Source organism: Carnobacterium sp. ISL-102 (assembly GCF_018612935.1).
GTDB lineage: Bacteria > Bacillota > Bacilli > Lactobacillales > Carnobacteriaceae > Carnobacterium_B > Carnobacterium_B alterfunditum.
The window spans coordinates 1-15599 of the sequence record NZ_JAGGRF010000007.1 but is presented as its reverse complement, the minus strand read 5'-3'; the positions used below and the strand labels follow the sequence as shown (position 1 = coordinate 15599).

General features: G+C 35.9%; 12 protein-coding genes and 1 tRNA gene. All 13 read right to left on the bottom strand.

Annotated elements, in window-relative coordinates:
• Window positions 1–51 precede the first annotated feature (51 nt).
• The 13 genes from J7E16_RS06065 to rapZ all read right to left on the bottom strand — a co-directional run bounded on the left by J7E16_RS06065 (window position 52) and on the right by rapZ (window position 15361).
• A complete protein-coding gene (locus tag J7E16_RS06065) occupies window positions 52–2874 on the bottom strand; it encodes a sigma-54-dependent transcriptional regulator (RefSeq protein WP_214889911.1) in 2823 nt (940 codons plus the stop codon).
• Between the two features lie 355 nt (window positions 2875–3229).
• Window positions 3230–4528 carry a phosphopyruvate hydratase gene (gene eno, locus J7E16_RS06060; RefSeq protein WP_214889908.1) on the bottom strand — a complete coding sequence of 433 codons (1299 nt, stop codon included), beginning with the start codon at window positions 4526–4528 and terminating at the stop codon, window positions 3230–3232.
• Window positions 4529–4738: 210 nt separating this feature from the next.
• Window positions 4739–6268, bottom strand: coding sequence for a 2,3-bisphosphoglycerate-independent phosphoglycerate mutase (gene gpmI, locus J7E16_RS06055; RefSeq protein WP_214889904.1), 1530 nt, complete (start codon window positions 6266–6268; stop codon window positions 4739–4741).
• A complete protein-coding gene (tpiA, locus tag J7E16_RS06050; RefSeq protein ID WP_214889901.1) occupies window positions 6268–7023 on the bottom strand; it encodes a triose-phosphate isomerase in 756 nt (251 codons plus the stop codon). The genes gpmI and tpiA overlap by 1 nt, the downstream gene beginning before the upstream one ends.
• A 31-nt stretch (window positions 7024–7054) precedes the next feature.
• Window positions 7055–8242, bottom strand: coding sequence for a phosphoglycerate kinase (locus J7E16_RS06045; protein ID WP_214889898.1), 1188 nt, complete (start codon window positions 8240–8242; stop codon window positions 7055–7057).
• A gap of 124 nt (window positions 8243–8366) precedes the next feature.
• Entirely contained in the window at window positions 8367–9371 is a 1005-nt protein-coding gene (gene gap / locus J7E16_RS06040; protein ID WP_214889895.1) for a type I glyceraldehyde-3-phosphate dehydrogenase, read from the bottom strand.
• A gap of 41 nt (window positions 9372–9412) precedes the next feature.
• Entirely contained in the window at window positions 9413–10450 is a 1038-nt protein-coding gene (locus tag J7E16_RS06035; RefSeq protein ID WP_214889892.1) for a sugar-binding transcriptional regulator, read from the bottom strand.
• A 293-nt stretch (window positions 10451–10743) separates the two neighbouring features.
• Window positions 10744–11280 (bottom strand): thioredoxin domain-containing protein, encoded by a 537-nt coding sequence (locus J7E16_RS06030; protein WP_214889889.1) that lies wholly within the window; start codon window positions 11278–11280, stop codon window positions 10744–10746.
• Between the two features lie 175 nt (window positions 11281–11455).
• Window positions 11456–12052: an ATP-dependent Clp endopeptidase proteolytic subunit ClpP gene (gene clpP / locus J7E16_RS06025; RefSeq protein ID WP_034547503.1), complete on the bottom strand. Its 597-nt coding sequence runs from the start codon at window positions 12050–12052 to the stop codon at window positions 11456–11458.
• Between the two features lie 163 nt (window positions 12053–12215).
• Window positions 12216–12287 (bottom strand) — tRNA-Arg (locus tag J7E16_RS06020).
• Between the two features lie 186 nt (window positions 12288–12473).
• Window positions 12474–13430: a DNA-binding protein WhiA gene (gene whiA / locus J7E16_RS06015; RefSeq protein WP_214889887.1), complete on the bottom strand. Its 957-nt coding sequence runs from the start codon at window positions 13428–13430 to the stop codon at window positions 12474–12476.
• 33 nt (window positions 13431–13463) lie between these two features.
• Window positions 13464–14477 carry a gluconeogenesis morphogenetic factor MgfK gene (gene mgfK, locus J7E16_RS06010; RefSeq protein ID WP_214889885.1) on the bottom strand — a complete coding sequence of 338 codons (1014 nt, stop codon included), beginning with the start codon at window positions 14475–14477 and terminating at the stop codon, window positions 13464–13466.
• The gene (gene rapZ / locus J7E16_RS06005; RefSeq protein WP_034547497.1) at window positions 14474–15361 is read right to left on the bottom strand and encodes an RNase adapter RapZ; all 888 of its coding nucleotides are present in this window, start codon (window positions 15359–15361) and stop codon (window positions 14474–14476) included. Before rapZ ends, mgfK begins: the two co-directional genes overlap by 4 nt.
• Window positions 15362–15599: the final 238 nt, after the last annotated feature.

Sequence of the window (15599 nt, the reverse complement as noted above, 5' to 3'; positions counted from 1 at the left end):
TCACAAGTACCTTAGCAGGCTGATCGTATTTCTACTTTAAGTTGATTCATTTTATGCATCAACTATTTTAACAATATAAAACAATTCTGAATCTGGAATACTCATATTTAATTTTGATTCAAGCAATAGATTTGCATCTTTGATAGCTTGGTAATAGATAGAGGTTTTATCGATTTCTTCTTCTGGCTGATTGAGCGGATCTCTAAATAAAACGCGTTCGATTACTCCAGCCATATGCATCAATAACCCTATTTGAACGCTATTGCTAAGTGTTTTATTCAGTTTTTCTTCAATGATTTCTGTGTAGTCCCATAATATATTAATAAATTTACGTGGATTTAGGAAAGTGAAATAAGTAGCTAGATACTCTTCACAAAGTTGTTTCGTGTCCATTGATTCAGCATAATTTCCTTCAGCATATTGCTGCTCTAGAATAACTTGTTTAACTTTTTCATCTCCTGAAGACTGAAATAATTCTTCTAAGGAAAGATGTGGAACATTTAAGGATGTCTTTGCAACTCCAGCAGTCGCCAACACTTGATAGTTTTGCGAAATTTTTGTAACTTCTTCCTCTATACCAACTAATGAGATTGAAAAAATTTCAATCGTTTCATCTATAAAATCTTCCAATACACTTTCTACACGTTGTTTTATTCGTACAGCTGTTCCTTCACCCGTTGAACAAATCGTAATAATAGCTTTAGGTTTATTGATTTTTTGCTGTTGAGGTGCTGTCAAACTAAACGGTTTCTCTTCTGGAAGGTTACTGTATCCTCTAAAATTCTTCAAAGACCAATAAACTTCATCTAATTGGTTATCCATTAAGGATGTTTTACGCGCAGCTTCCAATACAAGCGGAGTCGTCACCATGTCTAGTGTTTGTATTAGAATATCGGTTTCCCGCATAGCTTTTACACCAAACGTGGTTAGCGAGCCCATATCAACTAGCAGTAACACACCTTTATCTTCATTAACATTTCGAATGGCTTCTAATACCAATTTATACGCTTGTTGCGGGCTCATTTCTAATGGCATATCAACAGCTTCAATGTTTTTAACATCTAATAATTTTGATACCACTTGAACCATGCTCGTAGCGGTTGATTGGCCGTGTGCAGCAACAACTATCCCAACATCACCCAAGTTATTTTGTTCTTTTAAAGATACAAGCAGCATCGTCAAATACCAGCACTCTACTTCTGGAACAATAATTTGGTAGTTATCTTTCATATGATTTTTAATAATAATGGCTACTTCATATTCCTTTTGATAATTTAAAATCAATTTATCTAATTCACTATTTTGTTTTATTTGGACAAAACCTTCTTTTGAACGTTTGATGAATGAACTAAGATGCAAGCTCATTGCGTATAAAAAGTTCTCTTTAAAATTATAGCCTAAATGTTCTTCTGCCATTTTCCAAACTTCTTTTGTTAATGTGATGACTTCTTGTTCAACAATGTCTCTTAAATTGTGTTCATTGTTCGGGATCAATTGATTGGTTTTATAGAAAGATTTCAAATGGAGATTTATATCTGTCGTAATAAAATTTTCAATATCTTCTTGTGTTAACCCTTCATCTTTGAGCATTACTGCTTTATCTCCAATGATCTCGTATAAATTAAACGGCAATTCATAAGAATCTTTATCTAAAATATAAACAGAATCTTTTGGATGGATGGTCATACAGGGTTCAAGATAATTGGATATTTCATTCAATTCATCTCGGTTCCTCGCAATATTGATCAATCCTTCTTGCAATTCACCCGTTAAGCCTTCCATATTGATCAGCATCTCTTCATTGTTATCCATACTATTTAAGAAGGCTTTAGCACAAGCCAATTGAATACTTGATTTTAATTGACCAATATTTCCATAAGTAACACTTCCAAGTAACGCTTTGACAACATTCTCTTCTACAACGATTCGTTTATCGATCCGTTTTGCTTCAATAGACAACAATAATTTGAGTAATTGAATGCGTTCTTTAGCCGGTCGATCATTGAATGCTGGCAGCTGGATCGTAATAGGAATACGTCTTACGAAAGTTTTTAATAATGCCGAATTAGGGTCTTCAGTTGTTGCACAAATAATTCTGACTTTAGCCGAATAGCGTTTATCTGTTTCACCCATTGGCTGAAATGTTCCGGTATCCATAAAATAAAAAAGCATTTCTTGTCCTTCAGGAGGCAACCGATGTATTTCATCTAAAAACAGCATATTATTATCGGCTTTCAGCAACAATCCATCTTTTGCTTCTGTAGCTCCAGTATATGCTCCCTTAGCATGTCCAAAGAGATGAGACATCAGTAATTGCGGATTTTGCGAATAGTCTGCACAATTAAAAATAATCATAGATTGACTTGGCTCAATGATCCCCTTATCCTGTGAGTATTGATACATAGCATTAGCAAAAAAGGTCTTGCCGGATCCAGTTGGACCGATAACTAAACTATTTAATCCTTTAGGAGGATAAAAAATAGCTGCCTTTGCTTGTTCCATTTGATTTTTCAAGCTGCCATTCGAACCAATCATGTACTCAAATAAATTATGATCATTTTTTATAGCGTCATTTTGTTGTTCCATTACCTGTTCTTTGACTAATGTTTCATCTTTATAAGATTTTACGATTTTAGATAAAGGTTTCCATTTTAAGCAACTGCTATCAGCATATCGCACAGGTCTTCCTTCAAGTTTAACTATCTTTCCTTCACGAACTAAAAGATTCAACTCTTTGCTCACATTATTGCGAATAATATTTAACGCATCAGAAATTTCAATGGTAGTCATCCCTGATCCGAATTCTATTTCATCACTGGTAAGGTTTTCAGTATGATTTTTAACAAACTGATAAACTAAATCTTTTCTTTTCATTTAGTCACCTGCTTTCTTTTAGTCTTAATCGCTTACATTTTATCATAAATAAAGCAATTTGTATCATTATTTTTGATACAGTAAAATTTGTGTATCAAAAGATGATTTCATTGTCCATTTTTTGTTCACTTTTAATAAAAAGTTAGTTGACTAATAGTGTTAATGCTTTAATTTTTTTCTGAAACGGACAAATTTGCTTGCGTAAAAGCCATTAGACTATCTGATTCTATAATTTATTTAACTGATCTAACAATACCAAAGATCATAGTTCATTAATAATAAAAACACTTCATTAGTTGCGTTGCCTCAACTAATGAAGTGTTCCTCTATTTAAAAATTTAATTTACTTAAATTCTTATTTGTTTTTTAGGTTGTAGAAAGCTTTTTTACCTTCGTATACTGCTAAGTCGCCTAATTGATCTTCGATACGTAACAATTGGTTGTATTTAGCAATACGGTCAGTTCTTGAAAGAGAACCTGTTTTGATTTGTCCAGCATTTGTTGCAACTGCAATATCAGCAATTGTTGAATCTTCAGTTTCACCTGAACGGTGAGAAACTACTGCAGTGTAGCCAGCTTTTTTAGCCATTTCGATAGCATCGAATGTTTCAGTCAATGTACCAATTTGGTTAACTTTGATAAGAATAGAGTTTGCAACTCCCATATCAATTGCTTTAGCTAATTTTTCAGTGTTTGTAACGAATAGATCGTCACCAACTAATTGAACTTTATCGCCTAAGATCTCAGTTAATTTTTTAGTACCTTCCCAGTCATTTTCATCTAATCCATCTTCGATAGAGATAATTGGGTATTTTTCAACCAAGTTTTTGTAAATTTCAATCATTTCATCAACTGTTTTTTCGCCTTCGCCTGAACTAGCTAAGTCGTAAACACCTTTTTCTTTGTTGTAGAATTCTGCTGAAGCAGCATCCATTGCAAGCATAACGTCTTCACCAGGTTTGTAACCAGCTTTTTTGATTGCTTCGATAATAACTTCGAAACCTTCTTCGTTAGAACTTAGGTTTGGAGCGAATCCACCTTCATCACCAACTGAAGTAGCTAATCCTTTTGCTTTCAAGATTCCAGCTAATGCATGGAATACTTCAGCACCCATACGTAAAGCTTCTCTGAATGTAGGAGCTCCTACAGGCATGATCATGAATTCTTGGAAGTCGATGCTGTTGTCAGCATGTGAACCACCATTGATGATGTTCATCATAGGTGTTGGCAATACTTTAGTATTGAATCCACCTAGGTATTGGTATAAAGGAACATCTAGGTAATCAGAAGCAGCACGTGCTACAGCGATAGAAACACCTAAGATAGCGTTAGCGCCTAATTTAGCTTTGTTTGGAGTTCCGTCTAATTCAATCATTGTTTTGTCGATTGCCATTTGATCGCGAACGTCAAAACCGATAAGAGCTTCAGAGATGATGTTATTTACGTTATCTACTGCTTTTAAAACACCTTTTCCAAGGTAACGAGATTTGTCTCCGTCACGTAATTCAATTGCTTCATGTTCTCCTGTTGAAGCTCCTGATGGAACCATTCCACGGCCAAATGCTCCGCTTTCTGTGTAAACTTCTACTTCGATTGTTGGGTTACCGCGTGAATCTAATACTTCGCGAGCTAAAATATCTGTAATAAATGGCATTTAATTTCTCTCCTTTTAGTATAAAAAATTTTTAGTGCCAGGGCTTTGCCCATGGCCTTATTTTAATGAGTTTAGCTGTCAAATGCAAACAATTTAAGTTTTATTTGACTATTTATTTTTAAAATTATTTTATCAAAAGAATTCATGCAAAGTCTGCAGCTTTTACATGGGTTGTCTTTCAATATGACGTTCTATTGATTTGATTTGATTTTATTTTTGAATCAACGATACGCCAGTCATTTCAACTGGTTTTTCAATATTTAATAGGTCTAACATTGTTGGTGCGATATCAGCTAAGCGTCCGCCTTCGCGTAATGTTGCGCCTTCTTTAGTTACAATTACAGGGACTGGTACGGTAGTGTGTGCAGTATGCGGTTTGCCTTCAGGTGTAAGCATTGTTTCTGCATTACCGTGGTCAGCAAAGATAATTGCATGTCCGCCTTTAGCAGTGATTGCATCTACCACACGACCTAGGTTTTCATCAACAGCTTCGACCGCTTTGATCGTTGGTTCAAGCATGCCTGAATGTCCAACCATATCCGGATTTGCAAAGTTTAAGATAATTGCGTCGTGTTTGTCGGCTTCAATATCTGCCACTAATGCATCTGTAACTTCATAAATACTCATTTCAGGTTTCAAATCATATGTTTCCACTTTTGGAGATGGGATCAAGATACGATTTTCACCTGGGAACTCTTCATTACGTCCGCCATTCATAAAGAATGTAACGTGTGGATACTTTTCAGTTTCCGCAATACGTAATTGAGTGAGTCCTTTATTTGAAAGAACTTCCCCGACAACATTTTTTAAAGCGATTGGTGGGAAAGCTATTTCAGCTTTGATACTAGGATTATACATAGTCATTGTAACAAGTTTAAGATTTTGTGCTCTTTGTCCACGATCAAAGAATTCCCATTCATCATCTGTTATAGCATTTGACAATTGGATCGCACGGTCAGGACGGAAGTTAAAGAAAATGATTGAATCATTATCTTGTAAAGTTGCAACTGGTTTTCCGTCTTTCTCAATAACGGTCGGCATAACAAACTCGTCAAATTTTTCATTGTCGTAGCTTGCTTGTACAGCTTCTAATGCATTAGAAGCCTTAACGCCTTCACCATGAGCTATAGCGTTATAAGCTTTTTCTACACGTTCCCAACGTTTATCGCGGTCCATAGCATAGAAACGGCCAGAAACAGTCGCAATTTCGCCTGCTCCAATTTCCATGATAGCTTCTTCTAATTGTTTAACATAATTGATACCAGAGTCAGGTGCAACATCACGGCCATCTAAGAAAGCATGTACATAGATATTTGGCACACCTTTTTCTTTAGCTGTTTTGATCAATGAAATCAAATGATTGATATGGCTATGCACTCCACCATCTGATAAAAGTCCGAACAAATGCAAATTAGATTGCTGTTTGATCGTACTTTCCATTGCACCGCTTAAAACAGGATTTGTTTGGAAATCGCCGTCCATAATTGCTTTATCAATGCGTGTTAAGCTTTGGTAGACAATTCGTCCAGCTCCAATATTTGTATGTCCTACTTCAGAATTCCCCATTTGTCCTTCTGGAAGACCTACATCTAAACCAGACGCTTTTAATGTACCATGGGGGTATTTTTCTAAAAGACGATCAAGATTTGGTTTTTTAGCTTGAGCTACTGCGTTACCCATAACTTCACTACGACATCCTAATCCATCAAGAATGATGATGGCTACTGGTGATTTTGTCATTATTTAACAGCCTCCAATAGTGCTAAGAACGATTCTGCTTCTAAGCTTGCTCCTCCTACTAAAGCTCCATCAATATCTGACTCAGCCATGTATTCAGCAATATTTTCAGGTTTTACACTGCCGCCGTATTGAATACGTACAGCATCAGCAACATCTTGAGAAACTGCTTTTGCAATTGTTTGACGAATAACGGCACACGTGTCGTTTGCATCTTTGGAAGTTGATGATTTACCAGTTCCAATTGCCCAGATAGGTTCGTAAGCAATAACAGATGCGGCTACTTGACCTTTTGTTAAGCCAGCGATTGCTGCTTTAACTTGACCACTAACCCATTCATTTGTTTCTCCAGCTTCGCGTTGTTCTAACGTTTCACCACAGCAAATGATTGGAATCATACCATTTTTAAAAACAGCATGTGCTTTTTTATTGATTTCTTCATCAGTTTCATGGAAGATTTCACGACGTTCAGAATGACCGATGATAACGTAGTCTACTCCTAGATCGCCTAAAGCTACAGGGCTAGTTTCGCCTGTGAATGCTCCAGCTCCTTCAAAATAACTGTTTTGAGCAGCAATTCTTAATTCTGTTCCTTCTGAAGCTTTAACTAAAGATTGTAAAAATAAAGTAGGAGCTCCAACAACTGAATCTACTTTTTCAGAAGAAGGGATTTTTGTTTTAACAGCCTCAACAAATTCAGCAGCCTCAGCAGCTGTTTTGTTCATTTTCCAGTTACCTGCAATAATTGGTTTACGCATAACATAACTTCCTTTCTCTAATTAAAATGAATTATTTATTTGAAATAGATGATACACCTGGAAGTTCTTTGCCTTCAAGGTATTCTAATGATGCTCCGCCACCTGTAGAGATGTGAGTGAATTGTTCTGCAAAACCTAATTGCATTGCTGCTGCTGCAGAGTCTCCTCCACCAATAATAGTAGTTGCTTCAGTTAAGTTAGCAATTGCTTCGCAAACACCAATTGTTCCTTCAGCAAAGTTAGACATTTCAAATACGCCCATTGGTCCATTCCATACAACTGTTTTAGCACCTTGTAATTCTTTAGTGAATAGTGCAGTTGTTTTTGGTCCAATATCAAGTCCCATTTGATCAGCCGGTACAGCACCTTCATGAATTTCAGTTGGTGTATCATTACTGAATTCTGGAGATGTAATTGAATCGATTGGCAAGATTAATTTATCTCCGCCTTTTTCGATCAAGCTTTTAGCTAATTCAATTTTATCTTCTTCGACTAATGATTTACCGATTTCAATGCCTTTTGCAGCATAAAAAGTGTAAGTCATTCCGCCGCCGATAAGAACTTTATCCGCTTTGCTTAATAGATTTTCAATAACACCAATTTTATCGCTGACTTTTGCGCCACCTAAGATAGCTACAAAAGGACGTTTAGGTTCGTCAACTGCGCCACCGATAAATTTGATTTCTTTATCCATTAAGAAACCAGCAGCTGTTTCAAGATTTGAAGCAACTCCTACGTTAGAAGCATGTGCACGATGAGCCGTACCAAATGCATCATTGACAAAAACGTCGCCTAAGCTTGCCCAGTATTTGCCAAGTTCAGGATCATTTTTGCTTTCTTTTTTACCATCAACATCTTCAAAACGTGTGTTTTCAAATACTAATACATCGCCAGCATTTAATTGGTCGATAGCATTTTCTAATTTTTCACCGCGTGTTTCAGGTACAAATGTAACGTCTTTTTTCAATAATTCGCCTAAACGTTCAGCGATAGGACGTAAACTTTTGCCAGCTTTGTCTTCTTCTGTTTTCACTTTACCTAAGTGAGAGAACAAAATAACTTTTCCACCTTGTTCGATCACATATTGGATAGTTGGTAATGCTGCTTGAATACGGTTGTCATTAGTAATAACGCCGTCTTTCATTGGCACATTAAAGTCCGCACGAACCAAAACTTTTTTACCTTTTAAATCTAAATCAGTTACAACTTTTTTCACCATGAAGGTTCCTCCTCTGAAGAGCAATTATCTATAAATATTAATTTTTGAAAAAATAAAAGCGAGGAAGCGCGTTGCCTCCCCGCTTTTTACTATTTCTATCCTAATTCAAGTCTCTCGTTAAAGATTAACCTAATTTAGCAAAGTATTCTAGAGTACGAATTAATTGTGAAGTATATGACATTTCGTTGTCATACCAAGCAACAGTTTTAACAAGTTGTTTGTCACCAACAGTGATAACTTTTGTTTGAGTTGCATCGTATAATGAACCAAATGACATACCTAAGATATCAGAAGAAACGATTGGGTCTTCAGTATATCCGTAAGATTCGTCAGAAGCTGATTTCATTGCTGCATTAATTTCTTCAGCAGTTACTTTCGTTTTTAATACAGTTTGTAATTCAGTTAATGAACCAGCTGCAACTGGCACACGTTGTGCAGCTCCATCTAATATACCTTTTAATTCTGGTAATACTTCGCCGATTGCTTTTGCAGCACCAGTTGTGTTAGGAATGATGTTAGCTGCTGCAGCACGAGCACGACGGAAATCGCCTTTTGCATGTGGAGCATCTAATGTGTTTTGGTCACCTGTGTAAGCGTGGATAGTTGTCATTAGGCCTAATTCAATACCGAATTTGTCATTCAATACTTTAGCCATAGGAGCTAAACAGTTAGTAGTACATGAAGCACCAGAGATAACTGTTTCAGAACCGTCAAGAGTTTTGTGGTTTACATTGTAAACGATTGTTTTCATGTCACCAGTTGCTGGTGCAGAGATAACAACTTTTTTAGCTCCTGCTTTGATGTGTAATTCAGCAGCTTCTTGAGTAGTGAAGAAACCAGTACATTCTAATACGATGTCAACTCCAAGTTCTCCCCATGGAAGTTCTTGTGGGTTACGGTTGCTTAAAACTTTAACGTCTTTACCATTAACTGTAAATCCGCCTTCTTTAACTTCAACTTCACCATTGAAACGGCCTTGTGTTGTATCATATTTTAGTAAATGAGCTAACATGTTTGGTTCTGTTAAGTCGTTAACCGCAATCACTTCGATACCTTCTAATTCTTGAATACGACGGAATGCAAGACGTCCAATACGTCCAAAACCATTAATACCTACTTTAACTGTCATAAATATATTTCCTCCTTTAGGAATCATACAATAAATTTATTTTAAAGGGTTATCCCTGTTAAAATCTCATTAGCAGCACCTTCATCTGTGATCAACCACGTATGACCGGGTGCTTTTTTCATGTAAGCTTCAATTGCTTTAGCTTTGGATTTTCCGCCAGCTACAGCAATCACACTAGCAATGTTTGCCAGGTTTTTTGACTGCATTCCAATTCGGGGTATTTTATATACCACTTCACCAGACTGATCGTAAAATTCTCCAAACGCTTCTCCAACTGCCGCTTTATTTTTAATCAGAGCTAGAACATCTTCATTCATTCCTCTGCGTTCCGCCATAAGCTTTGCATTACCGATGCCAAACAAAACACAATTCGCATCATTTACTAACTTAAGCGTTTTTTTGATCCCAGGTTCTTGTAAGAGCGGTTTATATGTTTCTTCACTTACTTGTTCCGGAACATACAGAACACGGTTTTCGCCGCCTGCCCTTTGTGCCATCAAAGAAGTTATCGAATTCGCTTGTATATTAAGTGATTCTCCTAAGCCGCCTCGAGCTGGAACAAACAGCAGCTTTCTTTTTCGAGAAAGAGTTTCATTCATTTGATTTGCCACTTCTGCCATAGTTGTACCGCCCATTACAGCAATAATATTATCACCTTCCGGAAGCAAAAAGTTCAAAGCTTCCATTGCAGCACGGCCTATTTCCTCACGTAATTTTGGCTGATCGTCTATATCACCGGAAATTATCACACATTGTTCTATTTCCAAATAAGAGGCAAGTTGTTTTTCTTTCTCTCTCATTCCCAATAATTGACCCATTAATTGGTCTAATTGGTGGTAAACGGTTTCGCCTTTTTCAGTTAATTCCATTCCCATTTTTGAAGTTTTTATTAGCCCTTGCTTCTTAAGGCCCTCTGATTCTGTACGTAAAACACGTTCTGTGATTCCCATACGATCAGCTAAAACTCTTCTGCCCACCGGACCTAATAAAAAAACATTGCGCAAAATATGGTAACGATTCTGAAGTGTATACATGATGTCTGGAATGACTTCTTCAATAACGGATACTACGCTTTGCATGAGCGACCTCTTTCTACGTTGGACGCTTTGTGACCGCGTTAGTCGTTTGGCGACCCTTGTTACTTAAAAAAACAAGAGAATCAAAATGAAAATTAAACTATCAGTTTCCTGGTTCTGTTTTATTATCATTAATCAATAGTACTGAAAAGCACTATTACCATCTCTCACATCAATTATTGTAACAGTTATCCGATTATCTTTCAACTATTATGTTTCTAAGTTTTTCATTAAATTACACAAAGAAAGTTTGAATGAATTATGTCTTTTTCACAAAAAAATACTGTTCTCAACTTCTACACTTGTTCAATACGCGCTTCGATCAAGCCTTTAAGTTCTTGTTGTTTGATATTCTCATCAAAAATATCTTCTTCAATAAAAACTGTAGGAACCAATACAACCTCTGCTCCGTTTGCTTCTTGTACGATTTCTTTAGCCTTAGTTCCATTTGATTGAAGCGTTAAGTTTCTTTTTTCGACTGCATATGCTGCGATCTCATCAGAATTTGTTAATCTTCCCCACTCTTTTTGGTGAGCAAAAAAGAAATCTATTTCTTCAAGTGCCTTCTCAGGATCAGAGTAGTCTAAATATTGATGCAGAACATTTCCTTTTCTTAACCCCGCTGTTTCTTTATCAAAATGTTTGATGATTCGCTGTACTTTACCTGCAAAGACATACTCAGTTAATAGATCTTTTGAATCCTCATACCATATTTTACAATACGGGCATGCCAAGTTAATAAATTCGATTACTTTAACTGGAGCACTTTCACTTCCAACCTTAATTCCATTGGTTGTATTGACCTTGTCCGATTTTATATTGCTGACATCCATTAAAAGTCCTCCCTTATTCGCTAATTATTTTCATTATACAGATTATAGTAAGTCAATTAAAAGGATTTGGCTTATTTTTTTAAAAAGGCTATCAATAAAAAAAAGATTGGAGAGTTGCTCCAATCTTTTTTTTATTTTATTCTTCAATTAGTTTACTCATATAGATTGTTTCTGCTTATTTGCTTAAAGCAGCACTATTTTCCATAATTTCGTCAATCAAACCATATGCTTTTGCATCTTCTGCAGACATATAATTGTCTCTATCTGTATCGCTTTGGATAACTTCAATTGGTTGTCCTGTACGTTCTGATAAAATTTTATTCAAGCGTTCACGTGTTTTCAAAATATGACGAGCAGCAATTTCGATTTCTGTTGCTTGTCCTTGCGAACCACCTGATGGTTGATGGATCATGATTTCAGCATTTGGCAAAGCATAACGTTTACCTTTTGTACCAGCTGTTAATAAGAAACTTCCCATTGAAGCAGCCATACCCATTGCGATCGTTTGTACATCTGCTTTGATAAAGTTCATTGTATCGAAAATCGCTAATCCAGCAGTTACACTGCCTCCTGGTGAATTGATGTAAATATAAATATCTTTTTCAGAATCTTGTGCATCTAAAAATAACAGCTGAGCGATTACAGCATTTGCAAGATCATCATCTACTGGACCACTTAACATAATAATACGGTCTTTTAAAAGACGAGAATAAATATCATAGGCACGTTCACCTCTTGATGACTGTTCGATTACTGTAGGGACTAAGTTCATAATTTGCTTCCTCCTCAATTGTTTACTACTTTTAAGTGACTAAACATCGACTCAATACATTACTAACTGTATTCTACTCCATTGGTCAATGAAGGTCAATTTTTTTGTTCGTTATTTTTTTGATAAAAAAAAGTGATTAGAAGTTTTGCTCTAATCACAAAAATGCCCCCTGAGGGAATCGAACCCCCATTTTAAGAATCGGAATCTTACGTGATATCCATTACACTAAGGGGACTACTACTACAATAATGCTAACCTAATGAAGGGTCCACTATTCTCTGATGTTAGCAAAATACCAACTATTATAGTGTAGCCCAGTTATAATAAAAAGACAAGCAGAACTTCCGGACTAACGACGCATGAATTCTCTCGTAAAGAGATTTTTTTGCTTTACTGAATAGATTCATTTGTTTTAATTTTTTCAGTTCCTTTTGTCAGTTTTCGCAAGGTCTTTAGATCTTAATTTTTCTGCCATTTCGTTTAACTTACGTAATCGATGATTGATCCCAGACTTGCTGATCGTTCCACTCGGGATCATTTCTCCTAATTCTTTTAAAGTTACTTCTGGATTTTCTAAACGAACAAGCGCGATTTCTCTTAATTTTACTGGAATCTTATCTAATCCAATTCTAGCATCAATAAACTTGATACTTTCGATTTGTTTACCTGCAGCATCGATCGTCTTATTTAAATTAGCATTTTCGCAGTTAACTAAACGATTGACCGAATTTCTCATATCTCTGATAATACGAACATCTTCAAATTTAAGCATACCACTAGTTGCCCCAATCAAGGCTAAAAAATCGGCAATCTTTTCTGCTTCTTTCAAATAGGTGATGTATCCATTACGTCTTTCTAATGTGCGAGCATTCATATTAAATTGATTCATCATTTGACAGATATCATCATTATGTTCCTCGTAACTTGAGTAGATTTCAAGATGGTAACGACTCGTTTCTGGATTATTGACCGATCCTCCCGCTAAAAATGCGCCGCGTAGATAAGATTTGACTTTTTGTGTATTGCCTATCACTTCATCTGAAACATGGCTATGCAAAAACATTCCCTCCATAATTGATAAATCTGAAAGAACTTCTTGAGTTCCATGTTTTAATCGTACGACATAAACATTATTTTTTTTTAATTTCATCTTCCGGCGAACTAACAGTTCACTTTCAACATCAAAATGATCTTTTAATAAAACATAAATTCTACGTGCAATTGCTGCATTTTCAGTTTGAATATTTAAAATAAATTTTTTGTCGACCAAACCAACTGTTCCATTCATACGAATCAACGCAGCTAATTCAGCTTTAGCATGCTCTCTGTGAACTTCTAATTGCGTTAATTCTTTCTTCACTTCTGAAGCATAAGACATATAATAGCCTCCTTTCTTTTTTCAATTGATTTACTAACTATTTTTTTTTTCTAGCCGTCTATTATCGAAAGCTATTTTAAATAATTCATCCACAACTTTTTCCCTATTGTGGAAAACTCCTTGATCTCTTAATTCAAGAAAATCATCCGATATAATAGAAGGAACTTCCTCAGCAAGTTTTTTAAAATCATGTGTTACTTGTACTAAATATTCATTGTAGCGTTCAGCATCGATATAATTTTCTGGTACTTCACCGATATTGACCAAAACTGTATCAATAAATTTTTCACCCAAGTGCTTATGCAATACGCTGACATGATCTGCATCAGTAAAATTCTCTGTTTCACCTAATTGAGTCATTATGTTACAAATGTAGACTACTTTTGCTTTTGTTTCTGTGACTGCTTTCCCTAAATCTTCAATCATTAAATTAGGTAAAATACTCGTAAATAAGCTTCCCGGACCTAATACAACCATATCTGCATCATGAATAGCAGCAATCACTTTTCTAGAAGCTTTGGCTGCGTGGTCATCTTCTGCTGTCGTTATATACACTCGTTCTATTTTTTTTCTTTCGATTGCAATTTTAGATTCTCCTGCTATTTTAGATCCATCTTCAAAAATAGCATGCAAAATCAAAGCTTCTTCTGCCGCTGGATAAACATGGCCATCTACCATCATCATTTTAGACAATAATTGGATTGCTTCAAAAATACTTCCTCTCATTTCGGACATTGCAGCAATAATTAAATTCCCTATTGAATGTCCGGCTAAAAAATTATCATGCGTATCAAATCGATATTGAAATATATCTTTTTGTGATATCGGAATATTGGAGAGTGAAATTAAAACATTGCGAATATCTCCTGGCGGAACAATATTGGCATAATTCCTCAGTGTTCCACTGCTTCCTCCATCATCAGCTACTGTTACAACCGCCGTTAGATCTGCTTGCTTTGATTTAAGGCCCTTCAGAATAACAGGTAACCCAGTACCTCCGCCAATGACAACTATTTTAGGCCTGTTTTTTTTTCTTTCTTGTATCATGAACGATTCACCGATTCTTTAACCTTTCCTTTATCTCGATGAGTAATATGAACTGGATAGCCATCAATTTTAATTTTTTGTGCAATGCGTTCTACTAAAGCTACTGAACGGTGTCTCCCACCTGTACAGCCAATGGCGATCGTTACATTATTTTTACCTTCTTTTTTGTAACCTGGTAAAATATACTCCAATAAATCTGTGAATTTACGGTAAAACATTTCCGTTTCTGGCTGTTTCATCACGTAGTCATATACAGGCTTATCCACCCCGGTCAACGGTCTCAAATTATCAATGTAATGAGGATTAGGTAAAAAGCGAACATCCATAACGACATCTGCATCAATAGGTAATCCATATTTAAATCCAAATGAGACCATTTCAATTCTAAATAGCTCAGTATCAGCCGTTTTAAAATCACTATTGATTTTTTCTCTTAATTGACGCGGTGTTAATTTCGAAGTATCGATAACAATTTGCGCCCGACCTTTTATTTCTTCTAATAATTCTCGCTCTTTTTTTATGCCTACGATAACGCGCCCGCTCATTGCTAACGGGTGTGTTCGACGGGTTTCTTTATAACGAGACACCAATTCCTCATCACTAGCATCTAAAAAGACGATTTTTGTCGTGACAAGAGATGTATTATCCATTGATTCTAAAGCTTTTACAATTTCTTCAAAAAAAGCTCTCGAACGTAAATCGATCACTAAAGCAATTTTTGTTAATTTTCCTGATTCTTTAACTAGTTCCCAAAATTTAGGTAATAAGCTTGGCGGCATGTTATCGACACAAAAATAACCCATGTCCTCAAAACTTTGCATTGCCACTGTTTTACCTGCTCCACTCATTCCAGTAAGAATGACTAATTGTAGACTATCTACCATCTTATTCGCCTCTTTCTTTTGGTACTTTTTATTCCATCTTACTAATTATAACACTCCGGGTGTTTCATGTATAGTCATCTTGACCTTTTCAATAAATCTTCATCATCCGCTAATCGTTTACTCAATAAGATGGCTCTCATTCATCTCTTATCCCTCGTTCTCCACAAGCAGACCCGTTATTCCAGAAGAAATTTCTTTATAAAGTGTCAACACCATTTTTCGAGGCTGCTGAAAAAGT

What these genes read in the sequence shown, in the direction of transcription:
- J7E16_RS06065 (WP_214889911.1), bottom strand. Translation starts at nt 2,874, where the DNA reads ATGAAAAGAAAAGATTTAGTTTATCAGTTTGTTAAAAATCATACTGAA.
- eno (WP_214889908.1), bottom strand. Translation starts at nt 4,528, where the DNA reads ATGCCATTTATTACAGATATTTTAGCTCGCGAAGTATTAGATTCACGC.
- gpmI (WP_214889904.1), bottom strand. Translation starts at nt 6,268, where the DNA reads ATGACAAAATCACCAGTAGCCATCATCATTCTTGATGGATTAGGATGT.
- tpiA (WP_214889901.1), bottom strand. Translation starts at nt 7,023, where the DNA reads ATGCGTAAACCAATTATTGCAGGTAACTGGAAAATGAACAAAACAGCT.
- J7E16_RS06045 (WP_214889898.1), bottom strand. Translation starts at nt 8,242, where the DNA reads ATGGTGAAAAAAGTTGTAACTGATTTAGATTTAAAAGGTAAAAAAGTT.
- gap (WP_214889895.1), bottom strand. Translation starts at nt 9,371, where the DNA reads ATGACAGTTAAAGTAGGTATTAATGGTTTTGGACGTATTGGACGTCTT.
- J7E16_RS06035 (WP_214889892.1), bottom strand. Translation starts at nt 10,450, where the DNA reads ATGCAAAGCGTAGTATCCGTTATTGAAGAAGTCATTCCAGACATCATG.
- J7E16_RS06030 (WP_214889889.1), bottom strand. Translation starts at nt 11,280, where the DNA reads ATGGATGTCAGCAATATAAAATCGGACAAGGTCAATACAACCAATGGA.
- clpP (WP_034547503.1), bottom strand. Translation starts at nt 12,052, where the DNA reads ATGAACTTAGTCCCTACAGTAATCGAACAGTCATCAAGAGGTGAACGT.
- whiA (WP_214889887.1), bottom strand. Translation starts at nt 13,430, where the DNA reads ATGTCTTATGCTTCAGAAGTGAAGAAAGAATTAACGCAATTAGAAGTT.
- mgfK (WP_214889885.1), bottom strand. Translation starts at nt 14,477, where the DNA reads ATGATACAAGAAAGAAAAAAAAACAGGCCTAAAATAGTTGTCATTGGC.
- rapZ (WP_034547497.1), bottom strand. Translation starts at nt 15,361, where the DNA reads ATGGTAGATAGTCTACAATTAGTCATTCTTACTGGAATGAGTGGAGCA.